General features: G+C 26.8%; 24 protein-coding genes. 8 read left to right on the top strand and 16 right to left on the bottom strand.

Annotation, left to right across the window (positions count from 1 at the left end):
- Positions 1-155: 155 nt before the first annotated feature.
- The 3 genes from rnc to AACL22_RS08615 form a co-directional block, all read right to left on the bottom strand.
- The gene (rnc, locus tag AACL22_RS08625; RefSeq protein ID WP_338991392.1) at positions 156-905 is read right to left on the bottom strand and encodes a ribonuclease III; all 750 of its coding nucleotides are present in this window, start codon (positions 903-905) and stop codon (positions 156-158) included.
- A 7-nt stretch (positions 906-912) separates the two neighbouring features.
- Positions 913-1917: a phosphate acyltransferase PlsX gene (plsX, locus tag AACL22_RS08620; RefSeq protein ID WP_338991389.1), complete on the bottom strand. Its 1005-nt coding sequence runs from the start codon at positions 1915-1917 to the stop codon at positions 913-915.
- Positions 1918-1996: 79 nt separating this feature from the next.
- The gene (locus AACL22_RS08615; protein ID WP_338991387.1) at positions 1997-4105 is read right to left on the bottom strand and encodes a polyribonucleotide nucleotidyltransferase; all 2109 of its coding nucleotides are present in this window, start codon (positions 4103-4105) and stop codon (positions 1997-1999) included.
- A 104-nt stretch (positions 4106-4209) separates the two neighbouring features.
- Between AACL22_RS08615 and AACL22_RS08610 the strand changes: the two genes are divergently transcribed.
- On the top strand, positions 4210-4536 hold the full coding sequence (locus AACL22_RS08610; RefSeq protein ID WP_338991385.1) for a rhodanese-like domain-containing protein: 327 nt from the start codon (positions 4210-4212) through the stop codon (positions 4534-4536).
- Between the two features lie 49 nt (positions 4537-4585).
- On the opposite strand, the gene dnaJ is transcribed toward AACL22_RS08610, so the two are convergent.
- The 5 genes from dnaJ to AACL22_RS08585 all read right to left on the bottom strand — a co-directional run bounded on the left by dnaJ (position 4586) and on the right by AACL22_RS08585 (position 11514).
- Positions 4586-5731, bottom strand: coding sequence for a molecular chaperone DnaJ (dnaJ, locus tag AACL22_RS08605; protein ID WP_338991383.1), 1146 nt, complete (start codon positions 5729-5731; stop codon positions 4586-4588).
- A 66-nt stretch (positions 5732-5797) separates the two neighbouring features.
- The gene (gene dnaK, locus AACL22_RS08600; protein WP_338991381.1) at positions 5798-7579 is read right to left on the bottom strand and encodes a molecular chaperone DnaK; all 1782 of its coding nucleotides are present in this window, start codon (positions 7577-7579) and stop codon (positions 5798-5800) included.
- 28 nt (positions 7580-7607) lie between these two features.
- Positions 7608-8231 carry a nucleotide exchange factor GrpE gene (locus tag AACL22_RS08595; protein WP_338991379.1) on the bottom strand — a complete coding sequence of 208 codons (624 nt, stop codon included), beginning with the start codon at positions 8229-8231 and terminating at the stop codon, positions 7608-7610.
- Complete coding sequence (hrcA, locus tag AACL22_RS08590; protein ID WP_338991377.1) at positions 8224-9270, bottom strand: heat-inducible transcriptional repressor HrcA; 1047 nt, start codon at positions 9268-9270, stop codon at positions 8224-8226. The genes AACL22_RS08595 and hrcA overlap by 8 nt, the downstream gene beginning before the upstream one ends.
- A 102-nt stretch (positions 9271-9372) precedes the next feature.
- Positions 9373-11514: an ATP-dependent Clp protease ATP-binding subunit gene (locus tag AACL22_RS08585; RefSeq protein WP_338991375.1), complete on the bottom strand. Its 2142-nt coding sequence runs from the start codon at positions 11512-11514 to the stop codon at positions 9373-9375.
- A gap of 190 nt (positions 11515-11704) precedes the next feature.
- Here AACL22_RS08585 and AACL22_RS08580 point away from each other — a divergent pair, with 190 nt between their 5' ends.
- A complete protein-coding gene (locus AACL22_RS08580; protein WP_338991373.1) occupies positions 11705-12568 on the top strand; it encodes a Cof-type HAD-IIB family hydrolase in 864 nt (287 codons plus the stop codon).
- 273 nt (positions 12569-12841) lie between these two features.
- The gene (locus AACL22_RS08575) at positions 12842-13045 is read left to right on the top strand and encodes a hypothetical protein (protein WP_338991371.1); all 204 of its coding nucleotides are present in this window, start codon (positions 12842-12844) and stop codon (positions 13043-13045) included.
- Between the two features lie 114 nt (positions 13046-13159).
- On the opposite strand, the gene AACL22_RS08570 is transcribed toward AACL22_RS08575, so the two are convergent.
- Together AACL22_RS08570 and AACL22_RS08565 are read right to left on the bottom strand one after the other, a co-directional pair.
- The gene (locus tag AACL22_RS08570; RefSeq protein ID WP_338991370.1) at positions 13160-13678 is read right to left on the bottom strand and encodes an integrase core domain-containing protein; all 519 of its coding nucleotides are present in this window, start codon (positions 13676-13678) and stop codon (positions 13160-13162) included.
- Between the two features lie 140 nt (positions 13679-13818).
- On the bottom strand, positions 13819-14244 hold the full coding sequence (locus AACL22_RS08565) for a hypothetical protein (protein ID WP_338991369.1): 426 nt from the start codon (positions 14242-14244) through the stop codon (positions 13819-13821).
- 466 nt (positions 14245-14710) lie between these two features.
- On the opposite strand from AACL22_RS08565, the gene AACL22_RS08560 reads away from it, so the two are divergent.
- Positions 14711-15355, top strand: a complete 645-nt coding sequence (locus AACL22_RS08560; RefSeq protein WP_338993050.1) for a ribosome-inactivating family protein — start codon at positions 14711-14713, stop codon at positions 15353-15355.
- A gap of 402 nt (positions 15356-15757) precedes the next feature.
- Entirely contained in the window at positions 15758-16054 is a 297-nt protein-coding gene (locus tag AACL22_RS08555) for a hypothetical protein (protein WP_338991362.1), read from the top strand.
- 502 nt (positions 16055-16556) lie between these two features.
- Here the strand turns inward: AACL22_RS08555 and AACL22_RS08550 are convergent.
- The 4 genes from AACL22_RS08550 to AACL22_RS08535 all read right to left on the bottom strand — a co-directional run bounded on the left by AACL22_RS08550 (position 16557) and on the right by AACL22_RS08535 (position 19041).
- On the bottom strand, positions 16557-16769 hold the full coding sequence (locus AACL22_RS08550; RefSeq protein WP_338991367.1) for a hypothetical protein: 213 nt from the start codon (positions 16767-16769) through the stop codon (positions 16557-16559).
- Between the two features lie 28 nt (positions 16770-16797).
- A complete protein-coding gene (locus AACL22_RS08545; RefSeq protein ID WP_338991365.1) occupies positions 16798-17805 on the bottom strand; it encodes a lipoprotein in 1008 nt (335 codons plus the stop codon).
- Between the two features lie 18 nt (positions 17806-17823).
- Positions 17824-18120 carry a hypothetical protein gene (locus tag AACL22_RS08540; RefSeq protein WP_338991362.1) on the bottom strand — a complete coding sequence of 99 codons (297 nt, stop codon included), beginning with the start codon at positions 18118-18120 and terminating at the stop codon, positions 17824-17826.
- Positions 18121-18522: 402 nt separating this feature from the next.
- Positions 18523-19041, bottom strand: a complete 519-nt coding sequence (locus tag AACL22_RS08535) for a ribosome-inactivating family protein (protein ID WP_338993049.1) — start codon at positions 19039-19041, stop codon at positions 18523-18525.
- A gap of 887 nt (positions 19042-19928) precedes the next feature.
- Between AACL22_RS08535 and AACL22_RS08530 the strand changes: the two genes are divergently transcribed.
- Positions 19929-20906 (top strand): IS30 family transposase, encoded by a 978-nt coding sequence (locus AACL22_RS08530; protein ID WP_422397507.1) that lies wholly within the window; start codon positions 19929-19931, stop codon positions 20904-20906.
- A 304-nt stretch (positions 20907-21210) separates the two neighbouring features.
- Here the strand turns inward: AACL22_RS08530 and AACL22_RS08525 are convergent, their stop codons facing one another.
- Positions 21211-21390, bottom strand: a complete 180-nt coding sequence (locus tag AACL22_RS08525) for a hypothetical protein (RefSeq protein ID WP_338991355.1) — start codon at positions 21388-21390, stop codon at positions 21211-21213.
- Entirely contained in the window at positions 21362-21577 is a 216-nt protein-coding gene (locus AACL22_RS08520; RefSeq protein WP_338991352.1) for a hypothetical protein, read from the bottom strand. The genes AACL22_RS08525 and AACL22_RS08520 overlap by 29 nt, the downstream gene beginning before the upstream one ends.
- A 466-nt stretch (positions 21578-22043) precedes the next feature.
- Between AACL22_RS08520 and AACL22_RS08515 the strand changes: the two genes are divergently transcribed.
- Positions 22044-22607, top strand: coding sequence for a hypothetical protein (locus AACL22_RS08515; RefSeq protein WP_338991349.1), 564 nt, complete (start codon positions 22044-22046; stop codon positions 22605-22607).
- Positions 22608-22678: 71 nt separating this feature from the next.
- Positions 22679-22972 carry a hypothetical protein gene (locus tag AACL22_RS08510; protein ID WP_338991346.1) on the top strand — a complete coding sequence of 98 codons (294 nt, stop codon included), beginning with the start codon at positions 22679-22681 and terminating at the stop codon, positions 22970-22972.
- The last annotated feature ends 60 nt before the right edge of the window (positions 22973-23032 follow it).

Raw genomic sequence — 23032 nt, 5'->3', positions numbered from 1 at the left:
CCCAAACAAGGTAATAATAATTCCTAACATTAAAAATAGGCCTAAAACTTGTAAACTATTTCTAGTAAAACTTAATCAAAAATTCTTAAACAAATGTCTTATCATCATTACTTTTCATCTCCATATACTTAAATTAGTTTAGTCATATTACATTGTTATTTATTTTCGAAATGATATTTTGATTTTGTTGCTAATTTTTGTAGCGCATCACGAGCAGCTAATTGCTCAGCTTCTTTATGAGTGTAACCGCATCCTTCGCCATAACGAATTCCCCCAATTTCTGCAACCACAGTATATAAAACTCGATTTCCTTCTAATGGTGGTGATTCTTTAATTAATTTATATTCTAATGTTCGCGCATCACCAGCTTGTAAAAATTCTTGTAATTCAGTTTTGTAATCTCGAATTTGATCAAAAAAACCAGGATTAGAAACCATTTGAATAAGGGTGTCATTAATAAAATTACGAACAACTTCTTCACCCAAATCAAGATATAATGCAGCAATCATTGACTCATAAATATCAGCTAAAATACGATTTTTTTCATATCCTTTTGTTTTAATTTCTCCTTTTCCTAATAATAAGAAAGGTGCTCAATTCATTCGACGAACTAATTCTGCTAATGTTCCTTCCCGAACAATTTTACTACGTAAATTAGTAATTTCACCTTCATTTTTATCAGGAAAACTTAAAAATAAGTATAAGGAAATTTCTTTTGCTAAAATTGCATCACCCAAAAATTCCATTCGTTGATAAGTATAACTTAAATTATTTTCATTTGCATAAGAATTATGAGTTAAGGCTTCTAAATAATATTGTGGTTCTTTAATAAAAACATGATGCTGTTTTAAAAAAACTTTTAACTCGAAAAAAAGTTGTTCTGGCTGTTTGTTTATAAACTGCATCGTATAATTAATCCCCCTTTAACAATTTAACTGTCATTTTTTGCACAAAATCATTGACAACTGCGGTACGAGTTAATTCTAATGTACTAATTCATGATTTTTCATCACTACTACCATGCGTTTTAACAGCAATTGCTCTTAATCCTAAGACTAATGCTGCTGCATTATTTCGATAATCAAAGGTTTCACGAACTCCCCGAAAAGCTTTTCGTAACGAAAAAGCTTTTAATTTTCGATAAAAATTCTTTGTTAATTCGTGTTTAATAACACCCATTAAATTTTTAGCCATTCCTTCCAATGTTTTTAGAGCAATATTACCAGTAAAACCATCTGTTACAATAATATCAACAACATCACTAGTAATATCACGTGGCTCAATATTTCCTTTAAAAAAAATATTTTTATTATTTGCTAATAATTTATAAGCTTCTTTATGATAATCTTTTCCTTTTGATGCTTCTTCACCAATATTTAAGATTGCCACACTTGGTTTTGGATTGTGTATAATTTCTTGCGCATAAACACTAGCCATAATTGCAAAATTAACAAGATCTTGGGCATCATTTTCTAAATTAGCACCAACATCTAGCATTAAAACAGGCTTTCTCTTGTTAACTGTTGGAATAAAAGGCATAAAAGCTGGCCGTGAAACTCCGGAAATTTCTCCCACAATAAAATGACACGCTGCTAAAAAAGCTGCAGTTGAACCACCAGATACCAAAGCATCTACTTTTTGTTCACGCAATAATTCAGTTCCACGAACCATTGAACTATTTGGTTTACGACGAACTTCCATCATACCTTCTGTCATTGCAATTACTTCTGTTGTAGCAAAAATTTCATATTTTGTATTATCTAACTTTGCTGCTGCGGTGGCAGCCTTCAGTTCCTTCTCAGCTCCAATTAAAATAAAAGTAACATCGTCATATTTCTTCATAAAAACTTTCAAAGCGTCAATAATTGGTTTAATGCCTAAATCAGTTCCCATCATATCAATTGCAATTTTACTCATAATTAAATCACCTAACTCCTTATTTAATTATAACAAATATTTTAGTTATTTATTTAAGAACCAACATTAAAAAATTAAGTTACTTTTTAGGTAATATTTCAATTAATTGTAACTTAATTTTCCCTTTCCCATCAATTTCTATTACTTTAACTTTAACAATATCGTTTAATTGAACAATATCTTCTGCTTTTTCAACATGTTGTTTAGCTAATTTAGAAATATGAATTAAACCATCAAGATTTTCTTTTAAATTAACAAAAACACCAAATTTTTCAATTTTAACAACTGGTCCAATTATTTCTTCACCAACAATAACTGGCATTGCAATTGCTTTAATTAACTGATATGCTTTTTCAATCGCTGTGCTTTCTCTATGGTAAATTGTCACTTGGCCATCATCCTCAATATCGATTTTAACATCATCTGATTTTTCAATAATAGCTGTAATCATTTTACCACCCGGACCAATAACTTCCCGAATTTTATCAACAGGAATCATAAATGTTTTCATTTTTGGTGCTGTTGGTGCTAAATGTGCTCGTGGTTCAGAAATAGTTGCTAAAACATTATCTAAAATTGTTAACCGTGCTTCTTTTGCCGCTTCTAAAGCTTCTTGGAGAATTGCCTTATTAATTTCTGCAATTTTAATGTCCATTTGTAAGGCACAAATTCCCTTTGCAGTTCCGGCTACTTTAAAGTCCATATCACCAAGATGATCTTCCATCCCTTGAATATCAGTTAAAATAGTATAGTTATTTTTTTCTTTGATTAAACCCATGGCAATCCCAACTACTGGAGCTGTAATTGGCACTCCAGCCGCCATTAGAGCTAATGTAGCAGCACAAATTGATGCTTGGGAAGTACTACCATTTGATTCTAAAACTTCGGAAACAATTCGAATTGTATATGGAAACACTTTTCCGCTAGGAATAATTTGTAATAATGCTTTTTCTCCTAATGCGCCATGACCAATTTCTCGTCGTGAAGGAGGACCCATCCGCCCAGTTTCACCAACTGAAAATGGTGGAAAGTTATAATGATGCATAAAACGTTTACCTTCTTCATCGGTAATTCCATCAATAATTTGATTTTCACCTAATGCACCTAATGTTACAACTGATAAAACTTGTGTTTCACCCCTAGTAAACAAAGCACTACCATGAACAACTGGTAATATATCAATTTCACTACTTAATGGGCGAATTTGATCTAATTTTCGGCCATCTAAGCGTGTTTTATCAATTAAAATTTGGCGACGCACTTCTTGACGAATAATATTATGTAAAGCTGTTTTTAATTCTAGAGTCAATTTTTTCTGTTCTTTTTCTGAAAGTGGAACTGGAATAGAATAATTATTAATTGCTTGTTCAACTAAATGTTCAATTGTTTCATAACGTTTTGTTTTTTCTTTAATTCGAGCAGCTGTAATTAACTCTTTTGCATAATTGTTATTAACATAAGTAATAATTTCAGGGCGAATTTGAAACAACTCAACTTCCATTTTTGGTACCCCAACTTTTGCAATAATTTCATGCTGAAAAGTAATTAATTGTCGAATAACATCATGTCCCGCTAAAATTGCTTGCAACATTAAACTTTCAGAAACTTCTTTTGCCCCCGCTTCAACCATATTAATTGCCTCCGCTGTTCCAGCAACAATTAATTCCATTTTGCCATTATTAATTTGTTCTAATGTTGGATTAATAATAATATTATTATTTTGATCAACAGTTACCAATGCTCCCGCTACTGGACCAGCAAATGGAATTTTAGAAATACTAAGTGCTAATGATGCCGCAAATAAACTAACCACCCGCACATCATGATCATTATCAACAGCAAGAACATTAATAACAATTTGAACTTCATTACGAAAATTTTCTGAAAATAATGGCCGTAAAGCACGGTCAATTACTCGTGCTGATAAAGTACCATATTCAGATGGCTTCCCTTCTCGTTTTAAAAATCCACCCGGAATTTTTCCGACTGAATATAATTTTTCTTGAAAAACAACTGTTAAAGGAAAAAAATCACTTTCACTAAGTTTGTTATTAACTGTTGTGGTTACTAAAACAACAGTATCACCAAAACGTACTAAAATTGAGCCACTTGCTTGTTTTGCTAATTGGCCATGCTTAACAATTAGTTCCTGATTATTTATTATTTTTTTAAATACTTGTTTTGCCATCAAAACTCTTAATTCCTCTCTATGATACTTAATCTTCTTAATTTTATCACACATTATTTTATATTTACGATATGATATAAATATACAAAAAAAAGGAGTACATAATGAACCAAAAAGCAGTCTATATGGATAATGAAATCTTTGAAACACAAAAAGAACAAGCTTTATTATTAGATGTCCGCACTGAGATTGAATTTAAAGCGTTACGACAAATTCCAAATTCAATCAATGTTTATATTTTTGATTTGCTCCAAGATCCATCGCGTTACTTATCAGACAAAAACCAATTAATTATTACATTATACAATGGTGGTAATCGCAGTAGTGAAGCAGCATTAGAACTACGACAATTAGGATATCATAATGCTTATGTTTTAAGAACTGGGATTTATGGTTATTACCGTTGAAAAGAACAAGAAACAAAAAAATAAAAAGTTTTAAGCATGATATTAATATCATAATTAAAACTTTTTTTAATAATTATAAATCCTCATAGAAATTATCAGTAATTTTAAACGAACTATTATTTCTTAACTTTTGTAAAATTGTTTTTTCTTCTGGCGATAATTTTGTTGGAATTGCTACAATCACATTAACAATTAAATCTCCTCGTTTTGTCGATGTTGGTGATTTGAAAAACCCATGATTTGGAATATTAAAAATACTATTTGTTTTTGTATTTGGTGGTAATTTCAAATGAACATCCCCATCAAAAGTTGGAACTTTAATTTCAGCTCCTAGTAAAGCATCTAAATAAGATACTGGTAAATTTAAATCAAGGTTATCATTAACCCGCTTAAAATATTTATTTGGTTTTACTGAAATTTCTAAAAAAATATCTCCCCGTGGACCATTATTTAGACCGTAGTTTCCTTTTTCACGAATTCGCAACCGTTGATTTTCATAAATTGATTTCGGTAACTCAATTTCTACTGTTTTTTTTCCACGATAATTCCCTTGACCTTTACATTTTGAACATTTATTAGTAATTACTTTTCCGCGCCCTTTACAATCATGACAAGGTTGTTGTGATTGAATCACACCAAAAATACTACGCTGTTCAAGGTTAACATAACCATAACCATCACAAGTTGTACAAGTATGAATGTCTTTTTTAGGGCCTTTTGCTCCAGTTCCATCACACATTTCACATTTTTTATCAATATTTAAATCTAGGTTTATTTTTTTCCCAAACATTTGTTCTTTTAACGTTAACGTAACACGTGCAGCAATATTTTCCCCTCTAATTGGTTGATTACTAAAACCACGGCGTTTTTTACCACCACCAAAAAAGTTTTCAAAAATATCACCAAAACTACCAAAACCACCAGAGAAAATATCTTCAAAATCTCCCGTACTACTAAAACCATGACTAAAGCCACCAAAACCACCAAAACCATTGGGGTCAGTTCCAGCATGACCAAACTGATCATAATTGCGACGTTTATTTGGATCAGATAAAACTTCATAAGCTTCATTAATTTCCTTAAACTTTGCTTCGGCATCTTTCTCTTTTGAAACATCAGGATGATATTTTTTTGCTAATTGTCGAAAAGCACGTTTAATTTCATCATCAGTGGCATTACGATTAACGCCCAATACTTCATAATAGTCTCGTTTTCCCATTACCATCTTCCTACTTTCTCTTTTAAAGAAAAGATAACTAAAAGAATTTTAGTCATCATTATTGTCTTATTTATCTTTTTTGTCATCATCATTCGTAACTTCTGGTTCAGATTGATCACCTTGTTGGTCATTTATAAATTTTGAAGCTTCAGCCATTGCTTGTTCTAATGCTGCTGTTTTTGCTTCTAAACCAGCATAATCTTCTTTTTCTAACAATTCTTTAATTTCTTTGGCCATTTCTTCAGAAGCTTTTAACTGTTCAGGATCCATTTTATCCTTTTTTCCTTCTAAAGCTTGTGTAATTGTTGAAAGATATGACTCTGCCTTATTACGCAATTCAATGTTTTTTAATTTTTGCTCATCTTTATCTTTATTTTGTTCTGCTTCATTAATCATTCGTTGAATTTCTTCTTCTGTTAAACCACCACCATTAGTAATGGTAACTGATTGTTCTTTACTTGTTTTTAAATCTTTTGCAGTAACTGATACAATTCCGTTTGCATCAATTGAAAACTTAACTTCAATTTGGGGAATTCCTTTTGGTGCTGGTTCAATCCCAGACAATTGGAATCGTCCTAATGATTTATTATCTGCTGCCATTTTACGTTCCCCTTGTAAAACATGAATATCAACAGCTGGTTGATTATCAGCAGCGGTTGAAAACACTTGTGATTTTGATGTTGGAATTGTGGCATTACGAGGAATTAAAACAGTTGAGACTCCTCCTAATGTTTCAATACCTAATGATAATGGTGTAACATCTAATAATAAGACATCTTTTACATCACCAGCTAAAACTCCCCCTTGAATTGCTGCACCAATTGCAACAACTTCATCAGGATTAATTGTGCGGTTTGGTTCTTTTCCTAATTCATGTTTAATAACTTCTTGTACCGCTGGAATTCTCGTACTTCCTCCCACTAGTAAAACTTGGTCTAAATCACTAGGTTTTAATTTTGCATCAGCTAATGCTTTACGAACTGGTTCAATTGTTCATTGAACAAGGCTTTTTGTCATTTCATCAAATTTTGCTCTTGTTAATGTTAGGTTTAAATGTAATGGATTTCCATCACGCGCAGTAATAAATGGTGCTGCAATTTCAGTTTGTAATTGTGAAGAAAGATTTTTTTTCGCTTTTTCTGCTTCTTCTTTCAATCGTTGCATTGCCATTTTATCTGTTTTTAAATCAATACCATTATCTTTTTTAAATTCATCAACCATTCATTGAATAATAACTTCATCAAAGTCATCTCCTCCTAAATGATTATCCCCAGCAGTTGCTAAAACCTCAAATGTTCCATCTGCTAAATCTAAGATTGAAACATCAAAAGTTCCTCCCCCTAAGTCAAATACTAAAACTTTTTGCTCTTTATTAACTTTATCAATTCCATAAGCTAATGCTGCCGCAGTTGGTTCATTAATAATTCTTTCAACTTCTAATCCAGCAATTTTTCCAGCATCTTTTGTTGCTTGTCGTTGTGCGTCATTAAAATAAGCTGGAACAGTAATAACTGCTTTTGAAACTTTTTGTCCTATTTTTTTCTCAGCATAGTTTTTTAAATAACGTAAAATTTCAGCAGAAATTTGTTCAGGACTATAATCTTTATTATTAACATGAACTTTTTCTGATGTCCCCATTTTACGTTTAATTGAACTAATTGTATTTGGGTTTGTTACTACTTGCCGTTTTGCCGCATCTCCCACAATAATTTCTTCATTTTTAAATGAAACAACTGATGGTGTTGTTCTTTGCCCTTCGGGATTTTCTAAAACTTTAAAATCTTTTCCTTCCATCACAGCAACACATGAATTTGTTGTTCCTAAATCAATACCAATAATTTTTGCCATATTATCATACCTTCCTCTTTTAAATTAATTATTTTGCAACTTGCACTGATGCATGACGTAAGACACGATCATGAATCATATATCCTTTTTGTAAAATTTTAACAATACATCCTGATGAAACATCAGTTGTTTCAATAATTTCAATTGCCGAATGGAAATTAAAATTAAAGTGTTCTCCTACTTTTGTCTCCATTGCGGTAATACCTTCTTCTTCAAAAACCGTTTTAAACATACGATAATTCATTTCAAACCCTGTTAAAAAATTTTTCACTTCTGGTGTTACATTAGTAACTTGCAAAGCACGTTCAAAGTTATCTAATGTTGGCAATAATTTTTCTGCCATCCCTGCTGCACGATAACGTTTAATATCAGCAACTTCTTCATGAATTCTTTTCTTTAAATTTTCACCATCAGCTAAAGCTAATAATTTTTCTTCTCGCAAGCGTAAATTGTCTTTTAATAATAAATCAATTTCATGTTCTAAATCTTCAATAATTGCCAAATTATTTGCTTCAGCTGTCGGTGCTGTTGCTGTTTTCCCTGATTCTGACGGTGAATCAGCAGGTTGATTATTTGCTAATTCTTTCCGTAATTGTTGAATTTTTTCTTTTAATTGGTTTGGCGAAGATTTATCATTTTTTTCATTACTCATTAATCTCACCCTCTCTTTCTTCTTTTTGATATGCTTCTTTAATCCGATAAGCTAATCATTCAAGAACTTCATAAAGCTTATCATATTCTAACCGCTTTGGCCCTACTAAAGCAATTCCTCCTTCTTGCATATCATCAACCTTATAAGTTGTTGTCAACAAAGCCATATCATCATTGTTAAACCCTGTTTCATTCCCAATTTGAATTGAAACAAGATTTTCGCTTGGGTTATTCTGTTGTTTTTTAAAATAATCAAACGGTGAAATTGTTTCAATTAAGCGAATAACTTGTTTAATTCGTTCTGAGTTATTATATTCCGGATTTTGGAGCATATATTGAATCCCATGAGTTGAATAACTTGGTTTAACAATACTTGTTAAAGCGTTAACAAATTGTTTTAAAATATATTCATAATGTTTTACTTGTTGTTCTAAAATTGGACGAATTACCTCAAATTTTGTTGGAATATCAGTTATTTTAGTATTTTCTAACCGTGTATTAAATAGTTCAACAGAAATTTTTAAATCGTTCATTGAACTATTTTTATCAATTGTAAACATTTTATTCTCAACATGCCCATTTGTTAAAACAAAGACAACAACTGCTTGTGTTTCAGAAATTGGCAATAATTCAATTTTTTTTAATAATTCTTCTTGAAAGTTTGGACCAACAACAACTGTTGTTAAATTTGTCATTTCACTTAAAATTTGGCCTGTTTGATCAAGAATATCATTAATTGACATATTTCGATTAACAAATAAGGCTTCAATCCGGTTTTTAATATCATCAATATTTTTCTCAACCATCAAGTTATCAACATAATAACGATAACCTTTTGTTGATGGAATTCTTCCCGATGAAGCATGTTCTTTTTCTAAAAAACCTTCTTTTTCTAAAATTGCACATTCATTACGAATTGTTGCAGAAGAAGAATCTATTAAGGACGAAGCTATAATAGCTTTACTTCCAACAGGCTGTGCTGTTTTTGTGTATTCTTCTACAATTACTTTTAAAATGTTTTCTTGTCGTTGGGTTAACACCAGCAACACCTCCATTCTACAATTCTTATAAATATTTGGCAATTAACACTAAATAGTGCTAACACTTAATATTATAAATTTATCATTTAAAGAATGCAAGTGCTAATTTAATTTTGTGCTATTCTTAATAACCATTTCGTTCTTAACTACATCAATTGTATAAAATTTACCCTCTTGAACTTCTTCTGAAATAATAGCATGAGCAATTAACGATTCAAGATTTCGTTGAATATATCGCTTAATTGGCCGTGCTCCAAATTCACGATCATATCCTTCGTTTAAAATTTTTTCTAATACTTTTTCAGAATAACTAATACGAATGTTTTTACTATTTTCAATTCGTTGTGTTAATTCAGCTAATTCTTTTTCAATAATTTCTTTAATAACATCTTTTGATAAAGCATTAAAGGTCACAACATTATCAATTCGATTTAAAAACTCTGGTTTAAATTTTCTAGCTAATTCTTTTTGAATTAATAAACCATCATCATCATTATTTTCATTTAATAAATATTCTGACCCAATATTAGAAGTCATAATAATAATTGTATTTTTAAAATCAACAGTTTTACCTAATGAATCAGTTAAACGACCATCTTCTAAAATTTGCAACAAAATATTTAAAATATCAGGATGTGCTTTTTCAATTTCATCAAATAAAACAATTGAATATGGGCTTCGACGAACAGCCTCGGTTAATTGTCCACCCTGTTCATGACCAACATAACCTGGTGGCGCCCCAATTAATTTACTTACTGAATGTTTTTCCATATATTCAGACATATCTAATCGTACCATTTGTTTTTCTGAGTTAAAAAGAACATATGCTAAACTACAGGCAACTTCTGTTTTCCCAACTCCTGTTGGTCCTAAAAATAAGAAACTACCAATTGGTTTATTTGGGTCTTTAATTCCACTTTGACTACGAATAATTGCATCAGCAACTACTTGAATTGCTTCGTTTTGACCGCGAACACGACGTCGTAAAATCTTACTTAAATTTAATAATTTTGCCTTTTCTGTTTCTACTAAACGGTCAACTGGAATACCAGTTCACTTTCCAACAATTGCAGCAATATCACGCTCAGTTACATCTTCTTTCAAAAGATGTGAACCTGAAGCTTGTTTTTTTTGTTCATGTAATTGTTTTTCTAGTTTTGGTAATAAAGCATATTGAATTTCACCAGCACGATTAAAATCACCACTTAATTGCGCTTGCTCTAACTCTTTTTTCAATTGTTCAACTTGTGATTTTAAGTTTTTTAATTTAGTAATACTTTCTTTTTCCGAATTTCATTGAATATCTAATTTTTGTTGTTTTGCTTTTAATGGTTTCAATTCATTTTCAATATCAACTAACCGTTCATTAGATGCCTTATCAGTTTCTTTTTGCAAAGCTGCTTTTTCAATTTTTAACTGAACAATTCGCCGATTTAAATTATCTAATTCGGTTGGAACTGATGCAATTTCTGTTTTAATTGTTGCAGAAGCTTCATCAATTAAGTCAATTGCTTTATCTGGCAAAAACCGGTCAGTAATGTACCGAGACGATAAGTTAACTGATGCAACTAAAGCATTATCATGAATTTTAACCCCATGAAAGGTTTCAAATCGTTCTTTTAAACCTCGTAAAATTGAAATACTTTCATCAATGGTTGATTCACTGACAACTACTTTTTGAAAGCGTCGCTCTAACGCAGCATCTTTTTCAATATATAAACGATGTTCATCTAAAGTCGTTGCACCAATACAATGCAAATCGCCACGCGCTAACATTGGTTTTAATAAATTACTAGCATCCATACTACCTTGTGTTTTACCAGCTCCCACAATTAAATGCAACTCATCAATAAATAAAATAATATCGCCATTTGATTCTTTAACTTTATTTAAAACTGCTTTTAAACGTTCTTCAAATTCACCTTGAAATTTCGCACCAGCAATTAATGCTCCCATATCTAATTCATATATTGTTTTATTTTTTAAATTACTAGGAATATCACCTTTAACAATTCGCTGTGCTAGTCCTTCAACAATCGCTGTTTTCCCAACACCAGGTTCACCAATTAAGACCGGATTATTTTTTGTTCTTCGTGATAAAATTCGAATTACTCGATTAATTTCATCTTCACGTCCAATAATTGGGTCTAATTTTCCAGCAAGAGCCTCTTTATTAAGATTTTTGGCAAATTTTTCAAGAACTTTTGGATCTTTACCTGGTTCATATTGTTGTGTTAAATCCATACTTTTGCCTCCTTTAATTTTTAGCACTCTATATGCTTGTTTGCTAATTTTACAATTATATATTATCATACTAATTAGCAAAGTCAATTAAATACTGCTAAATTTTTAAAAATAATATAAATATAAAAATATTAGATATAATAAGAGATACAGGGATTAGAAACATAATTATTTTTTAGAAAGGAGTCCCATGAAATTACAACATTTAAATAAAAAACGTTTAATTCTAATTGATTTAGATGGTACAACATTGATGAATGATGGCAAAACAATCCATCCAAAAACACAAGATGTGATCAAAGAAGCTGTTAAAGCTGGGCATAAAGTATGTATTACAACTGGTCGCCCTCATCGAGCAAGTATTCGCTTTTATCGTGAATTAGGGTTAGACACCTTATTAACAAACTTTGATGGTGGTCATATTCATGACCCATTAAAACGAGAGTTTAAACGTTTAGTTTTTCCAATTTCTTATGATGTTATTATGAGTATTATCAACCATCCTGATGTAAAAAATATTGTTGCAAATGTCTTAATTGAACATTATGATAAAGCAATTTGTTGAAAAAAAGATGAGGCAATTGAAAATTACTTTCATCTTGATGATGTGGCTGATGATGAATATTTTATTGCCAATCCTTATACTGCTTGAAAAGGTCCAGCTAGTAATATGGCCTTATATTTAAACAATGCTAATGAAAAAGATCAAATTTTACGAATTTTTGAAAATTTTAAAAACTCTGTCCAAGTTAACATTGGGCATTATAGTAGCGGTCAGGTGCAAATAATGATTAACATTACAAATAAACTTGTTTCAAAAGGATTTGCAGCTAATATTTTAGCACAATATTATAACGTTGATATTCGTGATGTTATTGCCTTTGGTGATGAAATGAATGACTTAGAACTATTGCAAAATGTTGGTTATGGAATCGCAATGAAAAATGGAAATGACAATTTAAAAACTAATGCTCGGGGAATTACACACTTAACTAATGATGAAGGCGGCGTTGGTGATTATTTACAAAAACTATTAAAAGGAGAAAATGTTTAAAAACATTTCTTTTTTTATCTTTAAAACAATTAAAAAATATTTTCATTTTTTTAATGCTAAAATACAATTACTAAATCAGAAAAATGATTTAGGCTGTTATATTAATTAAATTAAAATTGGAAGTATTGAATATTTAAGAATAATAAATATTTTCATAATAAAATTTTATAATAACACCTATATCATTTTTGTTTCTATGAAAATAATTTGTTATTTTTATTTTTTAAAAAATAATTTTGATTAATATAGCAAAAGAAAGGAGCAGAAAATTATATGAAAAAAATATTAAGTATCTTAACAATGTCAACAGCTATTTTAAATGGAATAAGCACAATTACTGCTATTAAACCTAATAATAATAATAATAATAATGAAATTTTAACAAACTTTATTAATACTGAAACTGAATATGCTAAGTTAATAAAAATTAATACATGTAGTATACCACACACATTTTGGAGATTGCAAAAAAAATAATAAAATATATAATTTAAAATATAAAAATATTATTTAAAATGATACATATATAAATAAAAATTTTAAAATTGACACACTAAAAAATAGTTTAAATAAAACTTTATAAATTTAAAATTATTTAGTTAAATTAGTTAAAAATTCAAATGGTGTCTGAAAATTTAAAGATTTATGTACTCTTTCAAAATTATAAAAATAATAGTAATCATTTAATTTATTTTGTAAACCAACTGCATCCAATATTTTTTCATCAAATACAAATAACTTAGTATAATTTTGATAAAATCTTTCAATTTTACCATTTGACTGAGGAGAACGAACAGGTGTTGTTTGATGTAAAATATTTTTATCTGTTAAAAATTGAGTAAAATTAGTTTCTTTAACAGTACTTTTTTGATTATTCCGATGACTATTAATAAATTCAAAACCGTTTTCAGTTCTAATTCGTGTTATTTTAATACCAAATATTTTTTTAAAATCACTGATTGCTCTTTTAACGGCATCAATAGAATTCTCAGTGCATAATTTATCATAAATATAACCGAATACTCCTCTGATTCTTTCATCAATAAAATCATAAACATAATATTTTTTATCAAATGGAAATTTACTTGGCATAAAATATTTTGCATCCATTTCTAATAATTCTAATTCTTTAACTTCATATCTTGAATGTTGTCTTTTAATTTCTTTAATTTTATTTTTTATTTTTAATCAACGCTTATCTTTTTTAAGTCAACGGAAAAATGTTTTTAAATTTTTAGGTGCTTTATTTTTTAATTCTTCGCCATGAATTCCTTTTTTAAATTATAATACAAAGATAAAACACCCCCAGCATGTTTATTACAATACTCAAAATATAAATCACAGATATTTTCACGAACATCATTACTATATTGATAATTAATATTATTAGGAGCTGTTGATTTTAATAATAAATCTTCAAAATTATTATTTGCATATGCAAGTAAAATTTTATTTGCTCAGTAATAAAAAGTTGAAAATTTATTTTTAAAATATTTTTTAATCAAGTCTTTTAATAACAACTTAGTTTCAAGAAAAAAATCCTTACATAAATTAATATATACAAATATTTTCTTTTTTATTCTTTTATAATATTTATTTTGATAGTTTTTACTTAAAAAATATTGCAATTTAGCTTGTAAATCACTTAAATTAAAATCATTAATAATATATTTCATTAATTTACCCCCATTTTTAAAAAAATATATAACATAACTATGTTAATTATAACATTTGAAAATTTAATTAACTTTTTATCATTTTTTATTCATAATTTGTGATTTATATTTTTTATAAAACCTCAGCTTTTGTAAAATTACCACTTCTTTACTACTAATATTCAAAAATACTTGTATTATATATATAATTTCTATGTATCTTGAAAAAAGTTTTAAGATGAGAGAAAAGGAAATTATATTAAATAAAAAAACTTTTAAGTTTATTAAGTGTATTAACTATTAGTGGAACTGCTGCACCAACAACAATTGCCGCTAGTCCTTATGAAAAAGAAAAAAAATTAAATAATAACATTGATTATTTACAAATAGATAATTCAGAAAATTTAATTAGAAATAAAAGACAAAATAGATTATTTAAAAATTATAATAATAAATTAACTATTGATAGAAATGATATAAATATAAATTATTTATTAATGAATTAATTAATTATTTAATAAATGAAAATATTATTGAAATCATATTTGAAAGTAACAACAATAATATACATCAAATAAGAAGAAATTATAGTAGTAATATTAATAATTATTTAATAATACCTGTTGAAATTATTGACGGTAATGTAACAAGAAATATAGAATTAGTTATAAGATTAAGTAATTTTTATTTAGTTGGATTTATTGTTGGTACTGGAACTTTTCAAGGAAATACTATTAGAAATTATTATTATTTTACAGAAAACAATAATATGGATTTAACACATATAGAAAATACTATTGCAGCTGATTTTAGTTTAAATTATAATGGAAATTATAATACCCTTATTAATACAAATAATTTTTCACTTAGTTGAGGTAATATTTTTGATGCATTTATTATTTTATCTAAAACAAATACAAGTAATCGAAATTGAAATAATTTATGACCACATTTAGCGCGTGTTATTGTAACTACATCTGAGTCAATAAGATTTAGAAGTATATTTAATTTAATTTCAAATGAAATTCAAACTTATAGTGGTGAATTATCTTGAAATAATGATATTAGTAATATTGTAACTAATTGACAAAGTAGAAGTAATAATATTATTGATGCAATTAATAATATTTAATCAAGATTTGGTAATAACAACGGGGTTATTAATGAATGATTTTATAATTTATTATCACAATTACCATTAAATACAATTGCTCAAGCTCTTGCAAATACAGATGTTAGAGTTATTCTTGAATTACTTTTACAACCAACATTAAATTGTAATAGAAAAACAAGAAGTATAAATAATAACATAAAAAATGAATATTGTGATGCAATTAAAGATAAAAATGAAGGTTATAATTTAGGTAACAGAAAAGTAACTGTAGTTAAAATATTAAATGAAAATACAAAAGTAGGAAAATTACAAGCTGGTGATATTTATATTGGAACTACAAGCGGTGTATTTCTTTGATTTAAAAGAGATAATCAAATTAATGTTCATAAATTTAATGGCTTGGATTCTAATATAGAAGATATGTGATTTGATGGACAGGGAAGTATTTTTGTTAAAACAAATAACTTAAAATATCATTTAAATTTACATGGATGAGATAATCAAGCAGTATGTACAAGTGCTGAAGCACTTGGAATTGTTGGAAAAAATACTGCAAAAGGCGCTATAACAGAAGCTCTTATCGGCGCGTCTGTGGGTACAGCTATTTTTCCAGTTATTGGTACTGGAATTGGTACGTTTATTGGTTCTGTTTTTGGATCGGGTGCAGGCGCTAGTTATTCTATTGTAGATAGAATAAGTCATGATAAATGTTATTAAATATTTTAAAAAATAAATATGAAAAAAAATATTAAGTCTTTTAAGTTCAAGCGTATTAATTGGAACAAGTACAACCAGTTTAGTTGCTTGTAATACATCACAATATACAGAAAAAGAATTATCAGATTTAAAAGAAAAAAATAATATAGAAACAAACGATGGTATTTTAGAATGAATAGCACCACAAGAAAAACCTTTTAAACAATTAGGTAATAAATATTATTTTGTAATATGACGTGGTGATGAAAATTTTGATTGACGTATTATTAAATTTAAAAATGATACAGATGTAGGTTTTTCACAAAAGACAATTGATAATTTAAAAGATCAATATTATTTAATTTTAAGCAGTTATTTAGGTGTACGTGCCGTTAATTTATATATACACCAACCGGGATTTACTGGTTTTACACATTTATGAGTTAAAAATGATAATTATTTTAAATTTGTTTATTGTTGAAATGATGATAAAGAACCAAATAAAGATGTTGAAAATAACTTTTTATATTTCTAATGTAATTAATGATAATTTTTCGTTATTTTTATTAAATAATTGTAAATTATTAATATTAATTTTTTCTTTTGTGGGTGAATAGGAAAATATTACACTATTTGATTGTTTTAGAAAATTAACAACTGCAATATTTGAATATGAATTTTCATCTTCAATACCATTTTTATACAAATATCATGTATTATCTTCAATTAATTGCAAGTATGTATTTCTATCTTTTCCGCTGTCTTTAGTTCCAATAGTAGTATTTTGAATTAATTCTAAGGTTAATATCTTTTCCTTCAATAATTTTTTCATTTGGTTTTTCAATAAAAATTGTAATATCATAATTTCCATAACCCCATATACCCGATATTTCAATTTGATTTAAAGTAAAAAGTTTTTCATCATAAGTTATTTTAATATTATCTTCAACTAAATTTTTAGTCATACGCATTCAAATTGCCTTAGAATAAAGTAATCTATATCATTGAGAAAAATAGTTTAAATATTCTTCTATTTTGTCATTAGAGATAATTAAATTTGTTAAATATTTGCCGTATTCACCATCTGATAGTTTAATTTCTGCCGGAATAAAAGAAGGAATATTATTTGTTTCTAATTCATTTGTTATTGATAATCAATTAAAATAATTTGTTTCTAATTGATAAATAGGGTTTTCTGAAATATCTTTGTTTTTAATAGTTACTTTAATTTCATCATTACCATTAATATTATTTTGTTGCTTTAAATTTCAGTCTATAATTTGCCCTGTTTTAGGTAAAATAAATGGTGTATTTGGTTCTTTATCATCATTTCAACAATAAACAAATTTAAAATAATTATCATTTTTAACTCATAAATGTGTAAAACCAGTAAATCCCGGTTGGTGTATATATAAATTAACGGCACGCACACCTAAATAACTGCTTAAAATTAAATAATATTGATCTTTTAAATTATCAATTGTCTTTTGTGAAAAACTTACATCTGTATCATTTTTAAATTTAATAATACGTCAATCAAAATTTTCATCACCACGTCATATTACAAAATAATATTTATTACCTAATTGTTTAAAAGGTTTTTCTTGTGGTGCTATTCATTCTAAAATACCATCGTTTGTTTCTATATTATTTTTTTCTTTTAAATCTGATAATTCTTTTTCTGTATATTGTGATGTATTACAAGCAACTAAACTGGTTGTACTTGTTCCAATTAATACGCTTGAACTTAAAAGACTTAATATTTTTTTCATATTTATTTTTTAAAATATTTAATAACATTTATCATGACTTATTCTATCTACAATAGAATAACTAGCGCCTGCACCCGATCCAAAAACAGAACCAATAAACGTACCAATTCCAGTACCAATAACTGGAAAAATAGCTGTACCCACAGACGCGCCGATAAGAGCTTCTGTTATAGCGCCTTTTGCAGTATTTTTTCCAACAATTCCAAGTGCTTCAGCACTTGTACATACTGCTTGATTATCTCATCCATGTAAATTTAAATGATATTTTAAGTTATTTGTTTTAACAAAAATACTTCCCTGTCCATCAAATCACATATCTTCTATATTAGAATCCAAGCCATTAAATTTATGAACATTAATTTGATTATCTCTTTTAAATCAAAGAAATACACCGCTTGTAGTTCCAATATAAATATCACCAGCTTGTAATTTTCCTACTTTTGTATTTTCATTTAATATTTTAACTACAGTTACTTTTCTGTTACCTAAATTATAACCTTCATTTTTATCTTTAATTGCATCACAATATTCATTTTTTATGTTATTATTTATACTTCTTGTTTTTCTATTACAATTTAATGTTGGTTGTAAAAGTAATTCAAGAATAACTCTAACATCTGTATTTGCAAGAGCTTGAGCAATTGTATTTAATGGTAATTGTGATAATAAATTATAAAATCATTCATTAATAACCCCGTTGTTATTACCAAATCTTGATTAAATATTATTAATTGCATCAATAATATTATTACTTCTACTTTGTCAATTAGTTACAATATTACTAATATCATTATTTCAAGATAATTCACCACTATAAGTTTGAATTTCATTTGAAATTAAATTAAATATACTTCTAAATCTTATTGACTCAGATGTAGTTACAATAACACGCGCTAAATGTAGTCATAAATTATTTCAATTTCGATTACTTGTATTTGTTTTAGATAAAATAATAAATGCATCAAAAATATTACCTCAACTAAGTGAAAAATTATTTGTATTAATAAGGGTATTATAATTTCCATTATAATTTAAACTAAAATCAGCTGCAATAGTATTTTCTATATGTGTTAAATCCATATTATTGTTTTCTGTAAAATAATAATAATTTCTAATAGTATTTCCTTGAAAAGTTCCAGTACCAACAATAAATCCAACTAAATAAAAATTACTTAATCTTATAACTAATTCTATATTTCTTGTTACATTACCGTCAATAATTTCAACAGGTATTATTAAATAATTATTAATATTACTACTATAATTTCTTCTTATTTGATATATATTATTGTTGTTACTTTCAAATATGATTTCAATAATATTTTCATTTATTAAATAATTAATTAATTCATTAATAAATAATTTATATTTATATCATTTCTATCAATAGTTAATTTATTATTATAATTTTTAAATAATCTATTTTGTCTTTTATTTCTAATTAAATTTTCTGAATTATCTATTTGTAAATAATCAATGTTATTATTTAATTTTTTTCTTTTTCATAAGGACTAGCGGCAATTGTTGTTGGTGCAGCAGTTCCACTAATAGTTAATACACTTAATAAACTTAAAAGTTTTTTTATTTAATATAATTTCCTTTCTTTCATCTTGAAACTTTTTTTCAAGATCTATTGACATTATATATACAAGCGCTTTTAAATATATTAGACTTCTTGCGATACTAACAAAAATAAAGATAATTACAAATTAAAAAATTTAAATTAAACTTTAAAATAATCATTTTTAAAAATTTTAATTAATTTTTAAGCATAAATAACCAGGTATCGCAAGAAGTCTATTTTAGAAAGGAGATGAATTATAATGGTTATTATTTTGATTATATTGTACTAAATCTGGGCTCGCGGTGATTTTCTATAGTTTTGTGAAAAATTATTTAAAATTTAAAAAAACTTTTGCCGCGCTTTTCAAAATACTTGGGAAAAATTCTAAGCATTAAGCGAAGAATTTTATAAAGGTTCCCAAATTTGTTTGAAAGAATCTCAAAAACTTTTTTAACTTATAAGTCATTTTATCACAAAAATTTAAGAAAATCAACCGCTCGCCCAAAAACTCAAAAAACTATACAATTAACTTTGTATATAAAAGAAAGGATTTTTTAAACTGGATAAAACAAAGCATCATTTTACTTTTAAAGAAAGAGTAATGTTAAAAGATTTATTAGAACTTGATTCTTTAAAAAGAAAAAATGGTCAACCCAATATATCTAAAATAGTAAAAATATTGCATAAAAATCGCAATACAATTAGACAAGAAATAAAAAGGTTAAAAGATAATGAATATGACGCTAAATTAGCACACGAAGATTATTTACAAAAACGACAAAAATGTTTTAAAAAATCATCATTATTGCTAAATATTTTAGAATGACTAGATGAAAAATATAACAAATTTCATGATTCACCAGAACAAATCTGTAAAAAATATGAAAAAGAGTTTGGTATTAAATTTCCAGTATGTTTTAAAACTTTATATAAATATATTCATTTGGGATTTTTAAATTTCAAAAAATATAATTTGTATTTTCATGGTAGAAAATATAAAACAAAAAATAGGATTGATAATCGCGGTAAAATAAGAAATTTTAGAACTATTGAAGAAGCAAAACATGATAAATATGAATTTGGTTGATTTCAAATGGACACTATGGTTGGTAAAAATAATAGTGTTTGTTTAGTTTTAATCGAAGAATTAACGCAATTTAAAATCATTGAACCATTAAAAGAAAAAACAACAAAAGAAGTTACAAACGCATTAAAACGAATTTTTTCTAACAGATTTTTTAAAGATAGACGCAAAGGAATAATAACAGATCAAGGCAAAGAATTTGCTGATTGAGAAAAAATTGAAAAAATAACAAATGCTAAAGTATATTTTTGTGATGCTGGAACTCCAACACAAAAAGCAAAAGTTGAAAGAGCAATTCGTGATTTTAGACATTGATTTTCCAAAGGAATTGATTTAAGTATTTATTCAAGAAATTATTATCAAGAAGTTGCTAATATAATAAACTCTAAACTTAAAAAATCTTTACATTGACTATCTTTAAAAGAAGTTTTTATACAAATGTTTAATTTTTAATATAATTACCTATAAAAATTTTAATCATTTTATTTTTCAGTGTGCCAAAATTCATAAATTTAAAACAAAACTACTAAATTTTTTAAAAATAAATTATATTGAACATTTATTTTATTGGTGTTATAATAAAAATAAGTAGAGTGCTACACTTCATAGTACAATTTACAAACAGTAAAAATTGGCACACTGAAAAATACTATTAAGTTTTAAAGTAATAGTTATATAAAATAAATTAATAAAAAATAAATAAATTAGTGTGCCTTAATTTTGTTTAAAATAACTTAAAATATAGTGTTATATTCTATTAAAATCCTTTAACCATATGACGGAAAAAGTTTAATATCTTAATAATAATAAATAATCCAAATGGAATTAAAATAATTCACGCATCACCTAAAAAAGTCATTAACTGCGGTAAAATACCATATACAGCATCTTTTACTTTACCCATTGCATTACCTAACCCAGTTCAAATAGAATCCATTCCAGTCCCAAAAGTAACTGCATCTGCTAAAAAATTTATTATTTTCTATCCTCCTTTTTTCAAGTTCTTTTTTTTCTTTTTTCTTACCTTGAATTTGTCTAACTTTTTGATAAATTGATAAACCAATTCACGCAAAAATACCTAACAAAATCAAAATACTAAATATTCATGTTAATCATACTGGCATGATATAACTCCTTTCATAAATTAAAAAATTGAAATTTGCAAACTCGCTCTGCTCGTTGTCGCTTCGCTCCACTTAAAAACATTATTGAATAAATTATCCGCTAATAAATTACGCGGAATAATTTATTCTTTTACTTTTTAATTTCAATATCTTTTGCAATCTTATTGACAGTATTAATAACAATATCTTTACCATACTTTTTCACTAGCGACCGCAAAATAAAATATTGCTTTGTTTGCATAATTTCAACTCCTTATTTAAAATATTAATAAAATTTGTTTCTAAAAATGTAAATACCACAAAAGTACAAAATGTTTGTGGTTTCTACAATAAAAATTAATACAGAAACAGTACAATTTATTGCTTTTGACGATAAAGGTAATAGTTTTATAGGCACTAAAAATGAACTTTATTATTTGCAGTATAAGAATACAAAAAAAAACAAAAGATTAATGGAATTAATGAATTGGTTAAAACTATTACTTTTCATAAAAATATTACTTACATTGGAACTGAGAAAGGCGCTTATATCTTAAAAAAATGGGAAACAACCGCTATTAAAATAAATAACATTAATAATATAAAAATTAATACAATTAATGTTCTTAACAAGAATGTTTATTTTGGAAGTGATGATGGTGTTTACATCTTAAAAAATCGGGAAACAACCGCCACTAAGATAAAAAATATTAATACTCAATATGTTAATGGAATAACAGTTAACAATCAAATTTATTTTAGCACTTTTGATGGAATTTATTTTTTAACTGATGACGAAACAACCGCCACTAAAATAAATGGACTTGACTATGTAAGTGTTCATTTATTAGAAATTGATAAAAATCATAATGTATACTTTGCAACGAATCAGGGTCTTTATGTTTTAAAAAATGGCGAAACAACTGCCACTAAAATAAATGGTATTGATGAAAATGTTTGAACAATTGAAATTATCAACAATGATATTTATTTTGGAACTGATTTTGGTGCTTATGTATTAAAAATGACGAAACAAATCCAGAACAAATAAATGAGGTAAGAGGAAAAATCTCATTAATAACAACTGCAAACAATACTCTTTATCTTGTTGGTGAAAATGATATGATTTATTATTTAAAAAATAACGAAGTAAATATTATTGAATTAGATTTAATAACAGGAAAAGGTATAAGAAAAATTTATTTTGATAAAATAAATAATAATATTTATATTCAACAATATTTTGATGATATTTACTTATTAATAAACAAAAACAAAATGATGAAAGATGAAATTTTTGAAAAATGATATAAATTTTTAGCACCCGATGTTTTAAAAGTTAAATTAAGTTTTTATCAAGTTGAAGAAATAATAAATAAATTTGAAAATAAAAATAAGTCAGAATTTATGGTTTAATTAAATGCAACTATTTGAAATATCCCAGAAGAAGATCATTCTTGTGCGGGAAGATCAATT

This window comes from Spiroplasma endosymbiont of Seladonia tumulorum (assembly GCF_964020235.1).
Lineage (GTDB): Bacteria > Bacillota_I > Bacilli_A > Mycoplasmatales > Mycoplasmataceae > Spiroplasma.
Note: the sequence above shows the minus strand (reverse complement) of the source record. Positions and strands in the feature narration are given on the sequence as shown.